At 69.9% G+C, this 15,605-nt stretch carries 16 protein-coding genes and 1 pseudogene; 3 read left to right on the top strand and 14 right to left on the bottom strand.

Going from position 1 to position 15,605, the window contains the following annotated elements:
- Window positions 1-97 precede the first annotated feature (97 nt).
- Window positions 98-1,030 carry an L-tyrosine/L-tryptophan isonitrile synthase family protein gene (locus OO70_RS32365; RefSeq protein WP_043678956.1) on the top strand — a complete coding sequence of 311 codons (933 nt, stop codon included), beginning with the start codon at window positions 98-100 and terminating at the stop codon, window positions 1,028-1,030.
- Here the strand turns inward: OO70_RS32365 and OO70_RS32360 are convergent, their stop codons facing one another.
- The 8 genes from OO70_RS32360 to OO70_RS32325 form a co-directional block, all read right to left on the bottom strand.
- Entirely contained in the window at window positions 1,031-2,218 is a 1,188-nt protein-coding gene (locus OO70_RS32360; RefSeq protein ID WP_043678953.1) for a GTP-binding protein, read from the bottom strand.
- 6 nt (window positions 2,219-2,224) lie between these two features.
- Window positions 2,225-2,395, bottom strand: coding sequence for a 50S ribosomal protein L32 (gene rpmF, locus OO70_RS32355; RefSeq protein WP_019073869.1), 171 nt, complete (start codon window positions 2,393-2,395; stop codon window positions 2,225-2,227).
- 68 nt (window positions 2,396-2,463) lie between these two features.
- Window positions 2,464-2,883, bottom strand: coding sequence for a Fur family transcriptional regulator (locus OO70_RS32350; RefSeq protein ID WP_043678947.1), 420 nt, complete (start codon window positions 2,881-2,883; stop codon window positions 2,464-2,466).
- Entirely contained in the window at window positions 2,883-3,722 is an 840-nt protein-coding gene (locus tag OO70_RS32345) for a metal ABC transporter permease (protein ID WP_043678944.1), read from the bottom strand. Before OO70_RS32345 ends, OO70_RS32350 begins: the two co-directional genes overlap by 1 nt.
- The gene (locus OO70_RS32340; protein WP_043678942.1) at window positions 3,719-4,642 is read right to left on the bottom strand and encodes a metal ABC transporter permease; all 924 of its coding nucleotides are present in this window, start codon (window positions 4,640-4,642) and stop codon (window positions 3,719-3,721) included. The genes OO70_RS32345 and OO70_RS32340 overlap by 4 nt, the downstream gene beginning before the upstream one ends.
- Window positions 4,639-5,550 carry a metal ABC transporter ATP-binding protein gene (locus tag OO70_RS32335; RefSeq protein WP_234336998.1) on the bottom strand — a complete coding sequence of 304 codons (912 nt, stop codon included), beginning with the start codon at window positions 5,548-5,550 and terminating at the stop codon, window positions 4,639-4,641. Before OO70_RS32335 ends, OO70_RS32340 begins: the two co-directional genes overlap by 4 nt.
- Window positions 5,547-6,524: a metal ABC transporter solute-binding protein, Zn/Mn family gene (locus OO70_RS32330; RefSeq protein ID WP_043678939.1), complete on the bottom strand. Its 978-nt coding sequence runs from the start codon at window positions 6,522-6,524 to the stop codon at window positions 5,547-5,549. Before OO70_RS32330 ends, OO70_RS32335 begins: the two co-directional genes overlap by 4 nt.
- A 221-nt stretch (window positions 6,525-6,745) precedes the next feature.
- The gene (locus OO70_RS32325; RefSeq protein WP_051741845.1) at window positions 6,746-7,795 is read right to left on the bottom strand and encodes a winged helix-turn-helix domain-containing protein; all 1,050 of its coding nucleotides are present in this window, start codon (window positions 7,793-7,795) and stop codon (window positions 6,746-6,748) included.
- A gap of 143 nt (window positions 7,796-7,938) precedes the next feature.
- On the opposite strand from OO70_RS32325, the gene OO70_RS32320 reads away from it, so the two are divergent.
- Window positions 7,939-8,466, top strand: coding sequence for a peptidoglycan-binding domain-containing protein (locus tag OO70_RS32320; RefSeq protein WP_043678936.1), 528 nt, complete (start codon window positions 7,939-7,941; stop codon window positions 8,464-8,466).
- Window positions 8,467-8,505: 39 nt separating this feature from the next.
- On the opposite strand, the gene OO70_RS32315 is transcribed toward OO70_RS32320, so the two are convergent.
- The 6 genes and pseudogenes from OO70_RS32315 to OO70_RS32290 all read right to left on the bottom strand — a co-directional run bounded on the left by OO70_RS32315 (window position 8,506) and on the right by OO70_RS32290 (window position 14,698).
- Window positions 8,506-9,339 carry a PIG-L family deacetylase gene (locus OO70_RS32315; protein ID WP_043678933.1) on the bottom strand — a complete coding sequence of 278 codons (834 nt, stop codon included), beginning with the start codon at window positions 9,337-9,339 and terminating at the stop codon, window positions 8,506-8,508.
- A gap of 304 nt (window positions 9,340-9,643) precedes the next feature.
- Window positions 9,644-10,477, bottom strand: coding sequence for an EthD domain-containing protein (locus OO70_RS32310; RefSeq protein ID WP_043678929.1), 834 nt, complete (start codon window positions 10,475-10,477; stop codon window positions 9,644-9,646).
- A complete protein-coding gene (locus OO70_RS32305; RefSeq protein ID WP_051741843.1) occupies window positions 10,474-11,178 on the bottom strand; it encodes an oxidoreductase in 705 nt (234 codons plus the stop codon). Before OO70_RS32305 ends, OO70_RS32310 begins: the two co-directional genes overlap by 4 nt.
- Window positions 11,179-11,247: 69 nt before the next feature.
- A pseudogene (locus OO70_RS32300) lies at window positions 11,248-12,255 on the bottom strand (VOC family protein).
- Window positions 12,252-13,115, bottom strand: a complete 864-nt coding sequence (locus OO70_RS32295) for an alpha/beta fold hydrolase (RefSeq protein WP_043678926.1) — start codon at window positions 13,113-13,115, stop codon at window positions 12,252-12,254. Before OO70_RS32295 ends, OO70_RS32300 begins: the two are co-directional and overlap by 4 nt.
- An 8-nt stretch (window positions 13,116-13,123) precedes the next feature.
- Window positions 13,124-14,698: a bifunctional 3-(3-hydroxy-phenyl)propionate/3-hydroxycinnamic acid hydroxylase gene (locus tag OO70_RS32290; protein ID WP_106971802.1), complete on the bottom strand. Its 1,575-nt coding sequence runs from the start codon at window positions 14,696-14,698 to the stop codon at window positions 13,124-13,126.
- A 160-nt stretch (window positions 14,699-14,858) separates the two neighbouring features.
- Here OO70_RS32290 and OO70_RS32285 point away from each other — a divergent pair, with 160 nt between their 5' ends.
- Entirely contained in the window at window positions 14,859-15,491 is a 633-nt protein-coding gene (locus OO70_RS32285) for a TetR/AcrR family transcriptional regulator (RefSeq protein ID WP_043678920.1), read from the top strand.
- Window positions 15,492-15,605: the final 114 nt, after the last annotated feature.

Genomic DNA, 15,605 nt, shown 5'->3' with positions numbered 1-15,605 from the left:
CGGCTCCGCCTGACCTGCCCCACCCGCCCTACGGCGCCCGGCCACGAACCGCCCCGGCGCCATGCCGTCATGCCCGCACACCTCCCGGAGGAACGACATGCCGTTGACGACCACGCCGGACACCCTCCCCACGAGCACCGGCGCCGCGATCCTGAACCTGCTCCTGCCGCACCACCGCACGACCGACCGGGCTCACGCCTCCGCCGAGGCGTTCCCTCAACAACTGGGCCAGATCACCGAGTTCGTCCGCGCAGGTGCCCCCATCGCCTTCACCCTCCCCGGCTTCCCCTGCAAATCCCCCAACCCCGCCAAGGTCCTCGGCCACCTCCCCGACATGGGCGAGCGCCTCTCCCTCACCTTCCTCAACACGCTGTGCACGGAGATCGAGCGCGTCTACCCACCCGGCGCCCGCATGACGATCTGCTCCGACGGCCACATCTTCGGCGACCTCATCGGCGTCCCCGACGGGCACATCGACGCCTACGCAGACGAACTCCGCCTGCTGATAGGACAGTTGGACCTGTCGAGACTGTCCGTCTTCGACCTGCGCGACGTCCTCGGCGACCTTCCGCACGACGCGAAACGCGCCCACGTCCACGGGCGTTACGCCCCGCCGCTGGACGCCCTGCGCACCGAGATCCGCGCCGACGACCACGCTCTCGCGTTGTACCGGGGGATCACCCGTTTCCTCGTGGAGGACACCGCCGACCACCGGGGCACCCGCTCAGCGCTGCAACGCGCCTGCCGGCAACGGGCGTACGGCGTCATCCAGCGCAGCCGCGCCTGGGGCGACCTCATCGCCGACCACCACCCCCACGCCGTACGCCTGTCCATCCACCCCCAGCCCGTCGGCGCACCCAAGTTCGGCATCCGGCTCCTCGACGCGCCCGATGCCTGGACCACGCCGTGGCACTCGGCGGCCCTGCGCCGCACGGACGGGACCTGGACGCTCATGCCCCGGGACAAGGCGGCTCAGTGGGGTCGCGTGATCGAGAGCGACGGCAGACCCAGTCATTTCGAGCAGGTCTGATCACGACTGGGCAGGCGCCACGAGGTCGGGGTGTTCGTGCGCGCAGGTGTCGTCGATGCCGTAGGTGTCCCAGGCGGGGAACGGGTCGACGGGCGGGAGGCTCTCGCCGTAGGCCATGAGGCAGTTGGTCAGTGCCGCGTGCAGGGCGTCCGTGCGCAGGTGTGTGCCGATGAAGACCAGTTCCTGGCAGTCGGGGCTGTCGGGGTCGTTCGCGGCGGAGGGTTCGAAGCGGGCGACGGAGCCTGCCTGGGACCACAGGCCCGTCACCCGTGGGCGGCTGGCCAGGGTGAAGAAGCCCTTGGAGCGCAGGATCTGTCCGTGTGCGCCGCTGTCGAGTCCTTCGGTCACGAAGGTCCACAACCGGCCCGGGTGGAAGGGCAGTTCGGAGCGGAAGACGGTCGAGGAGATGCCGTACTCCTCGGTCTCGGGGATGTGGTCGCCGTTGAGCTCCCGCACCCAGCCGGGGGCCTGTTGGGCGCGTTCCAGGTCGAAGAGGCCGGTGCCCAGTACGTCGGCGACCCGCACGCGGCCGTGGACGGCCGGGACGACGCGCGCGGCCGGGTTGAGGCGGGTGAGGGTCGCCCGCAGCCGGTCCGCCGACTCCTGGTCGACGAGGTCGAGTTTGTTGAGGACGATGACGTCGGCGAACTCGATCTGGTCCATGAGCAGGTCGCTGACGGTGCGTTCGTCGTCCTCGTACTGGTCCAGGCCCCGTTCGACGAGTTCGTCGCCGCCGGCCAGTTCGGGCAGGAAGTTGGCGGCGTCCACGACCGTGACCATGGTGTCCAGACGGGCGATCTCCCCGAGGGTGGCGCCGTCGTCGCGGGCGAAGGCGAAGGTCGCGGCCACTGGCATGGGTTCGGAGATGCCGGACGACTCGATCAGCAAGTAGTCGAAGCGGCCCTCGCGGGCCAACCGGTCGATCTCCTCCAGCAGGTCGTCGCGCAGGGTGCAGCAGATACAGCCGTTGGTCATCTCGACCAGGCGTTCCTCGGTGCGGGACAGGGCCGCCTCGCCGCCGCGCACCAGGGCGGCGTCGATGTTGACCTCGCTCATGTCGTTGACGATGACGGCGACGCGCAGTCCCTCGCGGTTGCCGAGGACGTGATTGAGGAGGGTGGTCTTGCCCGCGCCGAGGAATCCGGACAGGACGGTGACGGGCAGCCGGTCGTGAGAGCCGTAGGACATGAACGGTCAGCCCTCGGGGCGCAGCAGCCCGCGCTCGTAGGCCTTCGCCAGCCGCTGGGGCACGAGGTACGGGACGCCGTCGATGGTGATCGGCACGAGCGCCGGCGTGGTCGCCTTCCACTGGGCGCGGCGGTGACGGGTGTTGCTGCGGGACATCTTCCGCTTGGGAACTGCCATGGGGTCCTCCTGGACGATTGCGATGGCTGCCGGTGAGCTGCAGTGAATCTACATGAAAATGAATCCCATTATGAACTTGCCCGGCACCGCGGGCAGAGACCGGTGAGTTCGACGGTGTGCTCGACCTCCGCGAAACCGGAGATGTCGGCCACCCGCGCGGCCCAGGTCTCGACCGTCTCGGAGTCGACCGGGGTGCTCAACCCGCAGGCGCGGCACAGCAGATAGTGCTGATGCTCGGGGAACGCGCGGTGCCGGAAGAGGCGTTCACCACCCCGGTCGCGTACGACGTCGGCGCGGCCGGCTTCCACCAGGGCGGCCAGGGTGCGGTAGACGGTGTTGAGGCCCACGCGCGCGCCCTGAGTTCTCAGTGCGTCGTGCAGGGCGCGGGCGCCGACGAAGCCGCCGTGGTCGATCAACGCCCCTACGACGCTGGTGCGTTGGGCGGTGCGGCGGCCGATGAGGTCCAGGTCGTCGGCCGGTTCGCTCATCACGCCTCCGCGAGACCGGGGCGGGCGCGGGGCCGGCGTACGCCGATGAGCGCGACCGCGTAGACGGCCGTGGCGACGGCCATGATGGCGAAACTGGGCGGCAGTTGGGGAACGTAGTAGCTCAGGGCGAGGCCCGCCCACATCTCCGCCACCGCGAGTCCCGCGGACAGGGCGAGGGCGTGGTACGGCCGGTCGGTGAGCCGCGCCGCGGCTCCGGCGGGTGCCGCGAGCAGACCGAGCAGCAGGAGTGAACCGACCGCCTGGGCCGCCTCGGCCGCACAGGCACCGACCAGGATCAGGAAGGCGATGCCCAACAGGCGTACGGGTACGCGGCGGGCCGCCGCCACCGCCTCGTCGACGGAGGCGAAGAGGAGAGGGCGGGCGATCGCGAGCACGGCGAGACAGATGAAACCCGCGACGACGGCCGCCAGTTCGGCCTGACTGCTGGAGAGGCCGAAGATCGAGCCGAAGAGGACGTTCACCCCGGCGGTGCCGTTCCCCGTGTTGCGGGACGTGGTGTACAGGGTGAGGAAGAAGACGCCCAGGCCCAGGATCCAGGAGAAGACGCTGCCGATGGCGACGTCGTCGGTGCGGCTGCGGCGGCCCAGCGCGCCGAGCAGCACCGCGAACAGTACGGTGGCCGCGAACAGTCCCAGCCGCAGGTCGTAGCCGAGCGCGAGGGCCGCGAGCGCCCCGGTGAACGCGACGTGGCTGAGCGCGTCGCCGGTGAACACCTGGGCGCGCAGCACCAGGAAGTACCCCACGAGACCGGCCGCCAGGGCGATCGCGGTGCCGGCCAGCAGTGCGTGCACGAAGTACGGGTGCGTGAAGGCGCTCATGCGACAGCCCCCGCTCCCGCTCCCGCGCCGGCTCCCGCGAACCGGTGCCTGCCCACGGCTGTGTTGAGAGCGCGGGTCGCGCGGGCCAGGACGTAGACGGAAAAGGCGAAGGTCGTCACGTAGAAACCGATCGGGTACGGCGAGTAGTAGGCGGCGATCAGTCCGGTCCAGGTCACCGCGAGGGCGATGAGCACCGACAGCGCCAGGCTCAAGGCGGGCCGCGCGGTGAGCTGTTGTGCGGCGGCGGCCGGCATCACCAGCAGGGCGAACACCAGTAGCGTGCCGGTGATTTGACTGGCCTCGGCGGTCGCCGTCCCGAGGAGGACGAGGAAGACCACGGACAGGGCGCGTACCGGCACCCCGCGTCCGGTGGCGACGTTCTCGTCGACGGAGGCGAACAGCAGGGGCCGCCCGATGACAGTCAGCGCGCCGAGTGCCGCCGCCGCCACGATCGTCAGCACGGCGACCTGGAGGGTGGTGATGCCCAGAAAGCTGCCGAACAGCAGGGAGTTGACCCCGCCGAGGAAGCCCTTGTACAGGGCGACGAAGAGGAATCCGCAGGCCAGCAGGAACGCCTGGACCGTGCCGGTCAGCGCCGACTCCTGGCCGCTGCCGCCCTGTCCGGCACGCGGGATCGCGGCGATCACCAGGGCGCCGCCGACGCAGAACGCGAAGTAGCCGAAGCCCGCGCCGATGCCCAGCAGCGTCGCGAAGGCCGCGCCGGGAAAGCTGACCACGGCCAGGGTGTGTCCGGCGAAGCTCTGCCGCCGCAGCACCATGAACCAGCCCATCACGGCGGCGAGTACGGCCACGACCGTACCGGCCCGGAAGGCGTTGACCATGAAGGGGAACGCCCAGATCTGCTGCAGGTCGGTCACCGGGTTCCACGACCAACCGGCGCTCGCGTCGGCCCAGTTCACGGCTTGCCTCCCTCGGCGTGCCGGTCGGTGTGGACGGCCGGCGCCTCGGGCTGGCCGACGACCACCAGCCGGCCGTCGCTGGTGCGCAGCACCTCCACCGGCACGCCGTACAGCCGCGACAGCGTCTCGGTGGTGATGACCTCCTGCGGGCGGCCCGCGACCGCGCCGCCCTCCGCGATGTACACCACCCGGTCCAGCCACGGCAGGATCGGGTTGACGTCGTGCGCGACCATGACGACGCTGACGCCGGCCTCCCGGCAGATCCGCCCGATCAGTGCGGCGACCGCACCCTGGTGCGACAGGTCGAGACTGTCCAACGGCTCGTCCAGCAGCAGCAGTTCGGGGTCCCGGACGAGTGCCTGGGCGATCAGCAGCCGCTGCTGCTCACCGCCCGAACACTCACCGATCGGCCGGTGTGCGTACGCGCTCGCCCCGACCAGTTCGACGACCTCGGCGATACGGTCCCGGGCCGCCCGGCGCCGGGCACTGAACCGGGCGGGCACCGGCAGCGGAACGCCCCAGCGGTCGCCGTCCAGGCCGAGCCGCACGATGTCGATGCCGCGGATGCGCAGGCTCGCGTCGAAACTGCGGCGCTGCGGCAGATAGCCGATGCGCTGACCGGCTCGGCCGGGCGCCTCGCCCAGCACCCTGACCTCACCGGCGGCGGGAGGCAGAATGCCGAGCAGCATCTTGACCAGGGTCGACTTGCCGACCCCGTTGGGACCGAGGACGGCCACGAACTCCCCGGCGCCGACGTCGAGTTCGACCCCCGACCACAGGGTGCGGTCACCGACGCGCACACCGGCGCCGCGCAACGATACGACGGGGAAGCGCGGCTCTGCCGCCTGTCCGGGGACCCGGTACCGGACCGGGTCGCCCGGCCGGGTCACCGGTTTCACGGTGCTCACCTGCCCGTCGCCTGCCCCAGGGCCTTCTCGATGCCCTGCAACTGCCGTACCTGCCACGCCTGGAAGGAGGCTCCGGCCGGAGTGAGGGTCTCGGTCACGGTCGCGACCGGGATGCCCTCGGCCTTGGCCGCCTTCACCTGGGCCTGTACGTCCGGGGTGGCGTTCTGGCTGTTGTAGACGTAGACCTTGATCTGCTTCTCGCTGATCTGCCGGTCGATCGTCTGCTTGTCCTTGGCCGTCGGGTCGGTGCCCTCGCTGATGGCGTCCAGGAACGACTCGGGCGTGAGCATCTTCAGTCCCAGGCCCTCGGCGAGCGGGGTCACGATGGACTCCGAGGCGCCGATCGCCGTGTTCGCGTACTTGGCCTTGATGTCGGCGATCAGCGTGTTGTACGGCGCCAGGGTCTTGGTCTCGAAGGCCGTCTTCCGCGCGTCGAAGTAGGCGGCGTCGGCCGGGTCCAGCTTCTTGTAGTCGGCGGTGATCTTCTCGATCACCTGGTGGACGTTGTCCGGCGAGTACCAGCGGTGCGGGTTGCCGCCCGGCTTGATGCCCACCAGGTCGCCGACCTTCAGATCGGTACGGCCGCTCTCGGGGTTGGCCGACAGCAGCTTGTCCGCCCAGGCGTCGTACCCGATGCCGTTGACGATCGTGTACTGCGCGCCTGCCACCAACCGGCCGTCGGCCGCGGTCGGTTCGTAGTCGTGCGGGTCGGCGTTCGGGTTGTTGATGATGCTCTTGACCTGCACGTGAGCGCCGCCGAGCTGAGAGGCGATGCTGCCCCAGAAGTTCTCCGCCGCCACGACCTTGACGGTCTTGCTTCCTGTGGTCGACCCGGCGTCGGCGGCGTTGTCGGAAGAGGCAGTGGAGGCGGTGGAGCAGCCGCTGACAGCGACCAGCACCGCGACAGCGGCCGAGCCTCCGACGGCGAGGCGTGCGGGGCGGGATCGGGATATGGAGGTGCCGGCAGTGCGCACGACGGGGTTCTCCTTGACGGGCTGGGGGACCTCGCACGGGGGCGGGGTCCTGTGGAGCGGAACACCTCCGACCGTAGATGGAAACGATTGTCACCACCATGACCTGGGGGCCAATAATGAAAATCATTACCGATCCTTGGCTCTGTGCAGACTTTCGGCCTGCTCCGGTGTCTGGCACGGGCGGCGGACCTTCCGCGGACGGGAGTCAGCAGCGGCGGCGGTCACGGTCGTGCTGTTCGGTGTCCCTCGCGCCCGGGCAGGCCCTGAGGGGCGCCGCCGTTCTCGCGCCCCACGCCACGTGCCTGCCGAAGCAGCGCGGCCCCGAGCGGGGTCAGTGTGTGCAGGACCGTCGGGCCGATCTGTCGGCTGGTCGTCAGCCCGGCGTCGCGGAGCACTGAGGCGTGCCGGCTGGCGGCGGACAGTGAGATCCCCGCGACCTGCGCGAGTTCTCCCGTGGTCAGCCCGTCGGCGACGCACCGCAGGACCCGCGCGCGCGTGCCCCCGAGCAGCGCGCCCAGTGGCACGTGGTCCGCGGGGAGCATTCCCTCGGGTGCCGTCGGGTGGTTGAGCGGGTACGAGAGAACGGGCGGCAGGTCGTCGTCGGCCAGGGCGACCGGCGTTCCCCACGAGAAGTACGTCGGCACGATCCTGATCCCGCGTCCGCGCAGATGGAGATCGCGGTCCGTCCGGTAGTCCACTTCGAGGACCGGCGGGTGCCAGCGGAATCGAGGCCCCAGGCTCGACAGGAGCCCCTCCACGCCCCTGGTCAGCAGCGCGCGGGCGAGGAGGGCGCGGTGCGCGACGATCCCGCCGGCCATGCGTTCCGTGAACGGCGCGACGGCCACCTCGTGGTACCGGCGGATCAGCTCGGTGAACTCCCGGCGCTCGGCCGCCTGATCCAGCCGCAGCGCCCAGGACGGCACCGGAGAGACACGGTCCAGGAGCCGTAACTCGGCGCGCACGTCCCGCCCGGGCATACGGAGGATGCCGTCGAGGGCCGAGGTGATCCCGCCCTCGGACTCCGGCGGCGTCAGGAAGTCGGGCAGGTACGGCCCGAAGGGATACAGCGGGAACAGAACCTTGCGCACGGGCCGGGCCAGTCCGGCCGCGTTCAGGTCGGCCCGGATCGTCCGGTGCCAGGCCGCGAACTGCCAACGGCCGCCGCGGGACTGCAGCCGGTGGAGTGTCGAGAGCACTTCCCACATCGGGTCGGGCTCCGCGGCGACGCGGATGCGGGCGAGGTCGACTTCGGTGAAGTGAATACGGAGCACGCGATTCCCCCCGGAGAGCTCCACATTTGCGCTCAGGCGCAAGAGTGTGTCGCCGTTGACGAGACCCTGCCAAGGTTCCGCCAGGCCAAGAAGGCGCCGTGGCCGAATCCGACGTTCGACCGCCCGAACCAGGAGGAACTCGCGTGTTTTCGAAGAGAGCCAAGGCGACCGCCGGCACCATCGCGGCCCTGACCGCCGGAGTCATCGCCCTGAGCGCCAGCCCCGCGTCGGCGAGCGGTACGTACAGCGGCCTGGCCTACGTCTACGGTGCGGGGGTCTTCACCGACGACTGGGACAACGAGGGCATCGTGGACACCAGCCACAACACCGCGTCCAACGCGACCTGCCTGTGGCAGAAGGTCCTGTGGGCCGACGGCGAACTCACTGCCGCCGACATCGACGGTGACTTCGGGCCCACCACCAAGGCCGCGACCGCGAGGTGGCAGACCAAGTTCCAGGTCACCAGCGACGGCTCGGCCGGGCAGAACACCTGGACCGCGGCCGGCAACTGGCTGCGCAACTCGTCCAACGGATTCGATGGCACCGTGGCCCGGTACATCGGCACCGAGTTCATCATCGACGTCACGCGCGACAGCGACGGCTACTACCACTTCCTGGACGGCACCGGCGCCGGCCGTATCGCCGGATACAACTACCGGACCTGCTCGTAGCCGCGGACAATGCGTTGTCGCGGCCGGTGGGGCGCGGGATCAGCGCAGTCCGGCGAAGAGGTCGTTCTCGGGGACGGCCGCGCCGGTGGTGTCCCGGACCCGTAGGAACGTCTCGATGCCCATCAGCTCGCCGAACCGTTCCTTGCCCATCTTGAGGAAGAAGATGTTCTCGCCCTGACTGGCGTGTGCGGCGAGCGCGTCGAATTTCTGGCCGCTGAACGCGGTGGTGTCCACCCACGTGGTGATCTCGTCGTCGGGGAGGCCCATCTCGGCCATCGCGGCGGCCTCGGCGGGATCGGGCTCGGGCATGTCCGGGTACAACTCGCGCATGATCTCGCCGAACTGCCGCATCCCCGAGCGGGGCATCGTGGTCCAGTACACCTTCGGTGTCAGCGCGGTCATCTCCAGCGCCGCCATGGTGATGCGGTGGGCCTGGATGTGGTCGGGGTGGCCGTAGAAGCCGTTCTCGTCGTAGGTGACGACCACATCGGGCCGGTAGTGCCGCATGAGGTCCGCGAGCCGGGCGGCGCCTTCCGGCACGGGGGTCTGCCAGAAGGATCCGGGGGCGTCGTTGCTCGGCCAGCCCATCATTCCGGAGTCGGCGTAGTCCAGCATTTCCAGATCGCTGATCTTCAGGACGTCGCAGCTCGCCTCGAGTTCTTGACGGCGCATCAGGGCGACGGCCGCCGGGTCGTGCCCGGGATCGCCAGGCTTGACACCTCCCGGTCCGTCACCGCAAGCGCCGTCGGTACAGGTCACGAGAACCGTGCGGATGCCTTCCGCCGCGTACCGCGCGAGGACCCCTCCGGTCGTGGTGGCCTCGTCGTCGGGATGGGCGTGTACCGCCATGAGCGTCAAAGGGCGGAAAGTCATGAACAGTCCTCCTGCAGAGATACGTCTTGGTCCCAGTGTGCGGCGGGTGTACCGCGATCCCGGGTCCGGGGCCTGGTGGGGCGGACGACCTTGTGGTCTCCCGGTTCCCCGCCCGCGCGGCGCCGGTCTCCCGAAGGATGCAACCATGCCGGCGGGACCGGCTGTTCCCGGTGCGGCCGCTTGGACGCTCCCTCGTCGGCGGACAACCTGGTCAGATGCTCGACGGAGCTGTCGTCCTGGCAATTCTCGGCACGGAACAGGTCCTTTGGGCCGGCTCCGGTTTCTCTCCTACAGGTGGCCTGTGTCAGGGCCGGTCCAGGGGGCCCGTCCTGATGACCGGCTCGGTGTGTTCGACGGTGAACGCGTGGACGGCTGTCATGACCGTGTGCTGATCGGTGACCAGATCGGAGACCTGCTTGGACGCCAGGATCTCGGCCACGGCGGAGCGGTTGTCGGTTCCGAGGACGACACAACCGTGGTAGCGGCGGAAGGTCGGATTGTCGTGCGAGATGCCGGGCGTGGGGTGCGGAAGCGACGTCCAGGGCAGGAAGGTGTATGTGCGCAGGTCGCGCGCGCCGGCCTCATGGAGCGCGGGGCCGATGCGGTCGTGGACGTATCTGCGGAACACGCGGCGGCTCACTCCGCGACGTCGGCGCAGCAACAGGACGATGCGATGGCAGACGTCGGCGTCGTGGCCGTCGGTCCACCAGCGTCCTCTTCGTGGGCCGGTCAGGTTTCCGAGAACCCGGTCGAAGACGTTCTGCTCGTCGAGGTACACCTCTCGCATGTGGACCGGGATGGTGAGCGCGCCGGCCATGCTCACCATCCGCACCTCGGCGATGCCGTCACAGCGCCAGTTCGGCGGGACGACGGTGCCCACGGTCGGGGAAGAGGGCCAGTAGCCGTGATCGGTGGGGGAGAAGTGATGCTGGAGGTATTCGGTGATGCCGGGCAGCCGCGCGACGATCTGGGCGTGCGGTCCCTTCCAGTACTGGAGGGCGGCTTCTCGCGGCAGGTCCTCGCGGAGCCAGACCGGGAAAATTCCCGAGGTGGTCGGTACCGGAGCGGTCGTACTCCCGCTGGTCGTGCCGTCCGCGCGGGTGGCAAGGGGCTCGTGGTCGCTCGGGATGTGGTTCACGCCTGCTCCGTCCGTCGCAGCATGTGGTTCTTCCGGATGCGGATCGGCTCGACGTAGCAGTCGATCGGCTTGCCGCCGAAACGGGCGATGCAGCCGTTGCGGTACTCGCACACCGGGCGGCCCGGAACTCTGGCGAGGTGCACGAGCTCGGCCGTCATTGCGCCTCGGCGCAGGGGGAGCATGTCCGTGCCGTTCAGCTTGAGCAGGACGGGGAAGTCGTCGCCGACGCGGGTGCGTATCGCGCGGATCACCTCGCGCAGCAGGCGCATCCGGTTGTCCAGGCTGCCGCCGTACTCGTCGGTGCGGCGGTTGGTGTGCGGGGTGAGGAACTGGCTGAGCAGGTAGCCGTGCGCGGCGTGGATCTGCACACCGTCGAACCCCACGTTCTGGGCGCGCTCCGCGGCGGACGCGAAGGTCTCCACCACTTCTGGGATCTCGTCCCGGCGCAGGGGCCGCGGTTTCGTTCCGTACACGGGCTCGCGCACCGCTGACGCGGACACCGGTGCCTTGCCCGGGTCGGCCGACCTGACCATCTGACGGCCGCCGTGGTTGAGCTGGGCGATCAGGAGGCTGCCGCCGCTGTGCGCCAGGTCGACCCAGTCCCGCAGGCCGGCCTTCGCCGACTTGAGGAGTCGCCCCGGCACAGTGAGCGTGCCGATCCGCAGGGGACGCAGGAGCGGGCAGGTCGGAGGGGTGGGCATCGGCGGCTCTCCTCTACCTCAGGGATACGGTGACGTTCGGGCGCGGTGATGCGCTGGTGGGAACGGCGGTCAGTCGTCGGGGACACCTGCACCGCTGAGGGCGGGAACGGTGACCTCCGGGCGGGCCAGGGAGCGAGCCCCGAGCCGGAACTGGTCGAGCTTGTCGATGATCGTCTGGCCGATCGGCGTGTGCCCCCAGATGCTGATGCCCTGGTGGGTGCTGGGCAGCCAGGTGGTCTCGTCGATGACGACGGGGTTCCAGCCGACCTCCCACTCGAAGCCCGAGGGGGTGCGGGCGTAGTAGGAGAGTTCCCTGTCGTTGGTGTGCTGGCCGACGGACAGGGCCATGTCGAAGCCGAGTTCGTGCACCCGCTGATAGCTGCGGGCCACGTCGTCGAGGGTGGCCGCCTGGATGTTGAGGTGCTGGACGCGGGTGCGGACCGGGTCGATCGGCAGGCCGCGGACGGCGGCGACGGCGATGGAGTGATGGCGTTCGTTGACCCGCAGGAAGCGGATCCTGAGTTTGACGCCGCTGATGGTCTCGTCGATGCAGTCGGTCAGCCGGGCGTCGAAGACGGTGTTGAAGTAGCCGCGCAGCTGAGCCGGCTTGGTGGACGTGATCGCGATGTGGCCCAGGCCCGAGTCGCCGGTGACGAACCCGGACGCGAGCATCCGCAGCGGCTCGGGCGAGAGGACGGGCGTGGTGTAGATCTCCTGGGTGATGCCCTTGGGGCCGGGGAAACGCAGGAGACGTTCGACGCCGCGCAACTCCGCCTCCTCCTCGGTGCCTTCGACGACGGGGACGCCGTGGGCGCGTATACGAGCCTCGATCTGCTCGAAGGTCGTGTGGTCGTCGAGGTGCCAGCCGGTGGCGACGACGTCCTCGGCGGGCCCACGCCTGAGCAGGAAACGGCACTCCTGGTCGTCGAGCCTGAACCGCATCAGGCCGGAGTCGAGGTCGTCACGGTGCATGCCGATGGCCTCGGTGCCGAAGCGACGTCAGTCGGCGAAGCGGTTGGTCTCGATGACGAGGTAGCCCAAGTGGACGGCACCGAAGACCGAAGCGGTGGCGTTCATCGGCGGCTTGCCAGGAAGTCGGCGCACAGCCGGTTGAACAGCTCGGCGCGTTCGAACTGGACCCAGTGCCCGGTGTTGGCGACCTCGTACAGATCGCAGTTGGGCATCCGCTCGGCCAGCATCCGGCCGCCGCTGGGCCGGTTCACCTTGTCGGCGGCGCCCCACAGCACCAGGGTCGGCACGGGCAGCCGGGACAGCCGGGCGTCGCGGGTGAAGTCCATCTTCCACAAGGCGCGCAGCGACTTCGGGCGCGTCAGCGGCGGAGCCGCGACGACCTCCGGGTCGATGCTGTCGCGATAGCGCGCGTCGATGACGCTGTCCGGCACGTCGGCGGCGTTGAAGACCAGGTAGGTGCGGATGAACTTCTCCAGCTTCAGCCGCGAAGGACCGTCCCCGGAGTAGTAGTTGAGCAGGCTGTTGAGGCCCGGGGTGGGCAGCGCGCGGGTGGTGCCGATGCCACCGGGCCCCATGAGGACCATCCGCCCGACGCGGTCGGGCGTGTCCAGGGCGAGGCGCAGAGCGCAGGCACCGCCGTAGGAGTTGCCGACCAAGTGGGCCGTGTCCAGGCCGAGTTGGTCGAGCAGCGCGCGGATCGCGTCGGCGAGGTACCCGAAGGGATCGGCGCCGTCGACGCCCTTGGTGCTGCGGCCGTAGCCGGGCAGGTCGGGGACGATGACCCGGTACTCCTTGGCCAACTCGGCGATGTTTCGGTGGTAGTTGGAGACTCCGGAGGCGCCGGGTCCGCCGCCGTGCAACAGCAGTACGGGCGGGCCGTCTCCGGTCTCCGCGACGAAGATCTTCTTGCCGGCGACGTCGAGCAGGGACTCCTGCATCGACGGCAGTTCGGTGTGCGTGGTCATGGCAGTCCTCACAGGGCGATCGGGGCGATCGGAACGGGCGCGTGGGACGCCGGGGCGAAACCGGCGGGAGGCGGCGGGAGTTGGGTGCCGGTGGGTGCGGCCGCGTAGACGTAGGCGTCCGGGCGCAGTGCGAGTGTGGCCGCGCGGTGCTCGGCCATCCACGACAGCAGGACGCCTTCGCTGTCTACGACCGTGCCCTCGGCCGGCTCGGTGCCGGCGGGCGTGACGGTGAGCGAGGGAACACCGAGGCGGTCCCATGCGGGCTGGGGCACGGGATGCCCGCCGTAGAGGAGCAGCCACCGACCGCCGAGTACGTCGTCCAGCCGGACGCGTTCACCGTCGGGGCCGGTCACCCAGGGCTGCGGGATCTGGTGGCCGGACGCCTTGGTGCGGGGTCGGGCCTGGAAGCCGGCGGAGTAGTGGGCGACGGGTATCCAGTGGGAGTCCTGGAGCCAATTGCTGAAGCCCGGTACGCGGTTGAGGCCGCGCAGTGCGGTGTTCCGGACGCGGGTCACCGGGAGACGCCGTTCGGTGATGATCCGCCCGACGAACACCGCCCGCTTGGTGATCTCCTTGACGTGCGGCTTGCGTTCGGCCTCGTAGCTGTCCAGCACCGTCTCGGGCAGTTCGCCGCGCAGCACGGCGGCCAGCTTCCAGCACAGGTTGGCCGCGTCCCGCACACCGGCGGCCATGCCCTGGCCGATCCACGGCGGCATCGCGTGGGCGGCGTCGCCGGCGAGGAAGACGCGGCCCGTGCGGAAGCGGGCGGCGAAGCGCACGTGGTGGCTGTAGACGGTGGCCCGAAGGATCTTGATCTGGTCCCGGCTGATCCCGTACCGCGACACCATCGCGTAGATGGCGTCGTCCGTGGTCAGGTGCTGCTCGTCGTCGCCGGGCAGGATCGGGAACTCCCAGCGGTGGTGCCCGAGCGGGGTCGGGCAGTCGACGGCGGGCCGGGCCGGGTCGCAGCGGAAGCGCAGCCGGTCGTGGTCCGGCCACGGCTTCAGCATCTCGGTGTCGATGACGACCCAGCGGTCTTCGTACGTCCGCCCCTCGTAGCCCACGTTGAGCTGCGCCCGGGTGAGGCTGGAACCGCCGTCGGCGGCGATGACGTAGGAGGCGCGCAGCCGTCGTACGGAGTCGTCGGCGGTGGAGAGGGCCGTCAACTCGACGCCGTCCGGGCCCTGTTGGAGCCGTAGGCACTCGTGCCGCACCAGGATCTCCACGTTCGGGTACCGGTCGGCGCCGTCGCGCAGGACCCGCTCCAGCGCCGGCTGGTAGATGAACATCTGCGGCGGATGCCCGTGTCCGCGCGGGGTGGGGTGCGCGCTGAGGAACGGCCGGCCGCGCGCGTCGACGAAATCGAGGGGCCGCTCCGCCAGCATGTCGTGCTTCAGCTGCTCGGCCAGACCGGCGCGCTGCCAGATCCGCAGGACCTCCTCGTCGGTGGAGATCGCGCGGGCACGGGTGTAGATCTCGGCGTCGCGTTCGACGACGACGACCCGTAGACCCATCGCGCCCAGCAGGTTCGCGGCGGTGACTCCGGTGGGGCCGTAGCCGATCACCGCCACGTCGTAGGTCATGTCTCCGGCTCTGGATTCGCTCACCAGGCACCTCGCTGTCGTCCCTGTCGCGGTGTGTTGCGATCGCGTTGCTGTAGTGTTCGCTCCAGTTGGAGCGATCGCTACGGTAAGGTGGGTGCGGAACGGGGTCAAGTGCCGCACGACAGGAAGGGCACATCCGATGAGCAGGCCGCAGACGACGCGCAAGAAGCGGGCGAACGGAGTGGAGTCACGGCAGCGCATCCTCGACGCCACGGTGGAGATCGCGGGCGAGCGCGGTTACGAGGGCACGTCCATCGCGGCGGTCAGCGCCAAGTGCGGGCTGCCGGCGAGCTCGATCTACTGGCACTTCAAGGACAAGGACGACCTGATCGCCGCCGTCATCGAGCGCAGTTTCGAGACCTGGCTGGCAGCCGTCGTACTGCCCGGCGAAGAGACGGGCACGCCGCTGGAGCGCATTACCGTCATGGCGGCGAACGTGGCCAAGTCGCTGATCGACGCGCCGGACTTCCTGCGCCTCGGCCTGATGCTCGCTCTGGAGCGGCGGCCCACCGAGCCGCGGGGCCGGACGGTGTTCCTCCAGGTCCGGGACATCGCCACCCAGAAGATCACCGAGGTGACCGGGACCGTGTTCCCGGATCTGGACGAGGACGCCCTGCGCACGCTCGCCACCTACGCCGTCGCCGGCGCCGACGGTCTGTTCGTGCACCGGGAGATCCACGGCGACGCGGTCGACCTGGTGGCGATGTTCGAGCTGCACGCACAGCTGGTCTGGGACGCGGCCACCCGCATGGCGTCGAGGAGCAAGGGATGATCCCGACCGCACCACAGCGTGAGACAGCCCGTCGGCCACTGCGTGCGGCCGAGCACCACGTGTCGCCGATCTGCCCGGCATCGGCAGCGTCCACGACCTGTGGGACGCCCTCCG

Source organism: Streptomyces xylophagus (genome assembly GCF_000716435.1).
Lineage (GTDB): Bacteria > Actinomycetota > Actinomycetes > Streptomycetales > Streptomycetaceae > Streptomyces > Streptomyces xylophagus.
This window is presented reverse-complemented; position numbering and strand designations above follow the sequence as displayed.

What these genes read in the sequence shown, in the direction of transcription:
- OO70_RS32365 (WP_043678956.1), top strand. Translation starts at nt 98, where the DNA reads ATGCCGTTGACGACCACGCCGGACACCCTCCCCACGAGCACCGGCGCC.
- OO70_RS32360 (WP_043678953.1), bottom strand. Translation starts at nt 2,218, where the DNA reads ATGTCCTACGGCTCTCACGACCGGCTGCCCGTCACCGTCCTGTCCGGA.
- rpmF (WP_019073869.1), bottom strand. Translation starts at nt 2,395, where the DNA reads ATGGCAGTTCCCAAGCGGAAGATGTCCCGCAGCAACACCCGTCACCGC.
- OO70_RS32350 (WP_043678947.1), bottom strand. Translation starts at nt 2,883, where the DNA reads ATGAGCGAACCGGCCGACGACCTGGACCTCATCGGCCGCCGCACCGCC.
- OO70_RS32345 (WP_043678944.1), bottom strand. Translation starts at nt 3,722, where the DNA reads ATGAGCGCCTTCACGCACCCGTACTTCGTGCACGCACTGCTGGCCGGC.
- OO70_RS32315 (WP_043678933.1), bottom strand. Translation starts at nt 9,339, where the DNA reads ATGACTTTCCGCCCTTTGACGCTCATGGCGGTACACGCCCATCCCGAC.
- OO70_RS32305 (WP_051741843.1), bottom strand. Translation starts at nt 11,178, where the DNA reads ATGCCCACCCCTCCGACCTGCCCGCTCCTGCGTCCCCTGCGGATCGGC.
- OO70_RS32295 (WP_043678926.1), bottom strand. Translation starts at nt 13,115, where the DNA reads ATGACCACGCACACCGAACTGCCGTCGATGCAGGAGTCCCTGCTCGAC.
- OO70_RS32290 (WP_106971802.1), bottom strand. Translation starts at nt 14,698, where the DNA reads ATGACCTACGACGTGGCGGTGATCGGCTACGGCCCCACCGGAGTCACC.
- OO70_RS32285 (WP_043678920.1), top strand. Translation starts at nt 14,859, where the DNA reads ATGAGCAGGCCGCAGACGACGCGCAAGAAGCGGGCGAACGGAGTGGAG.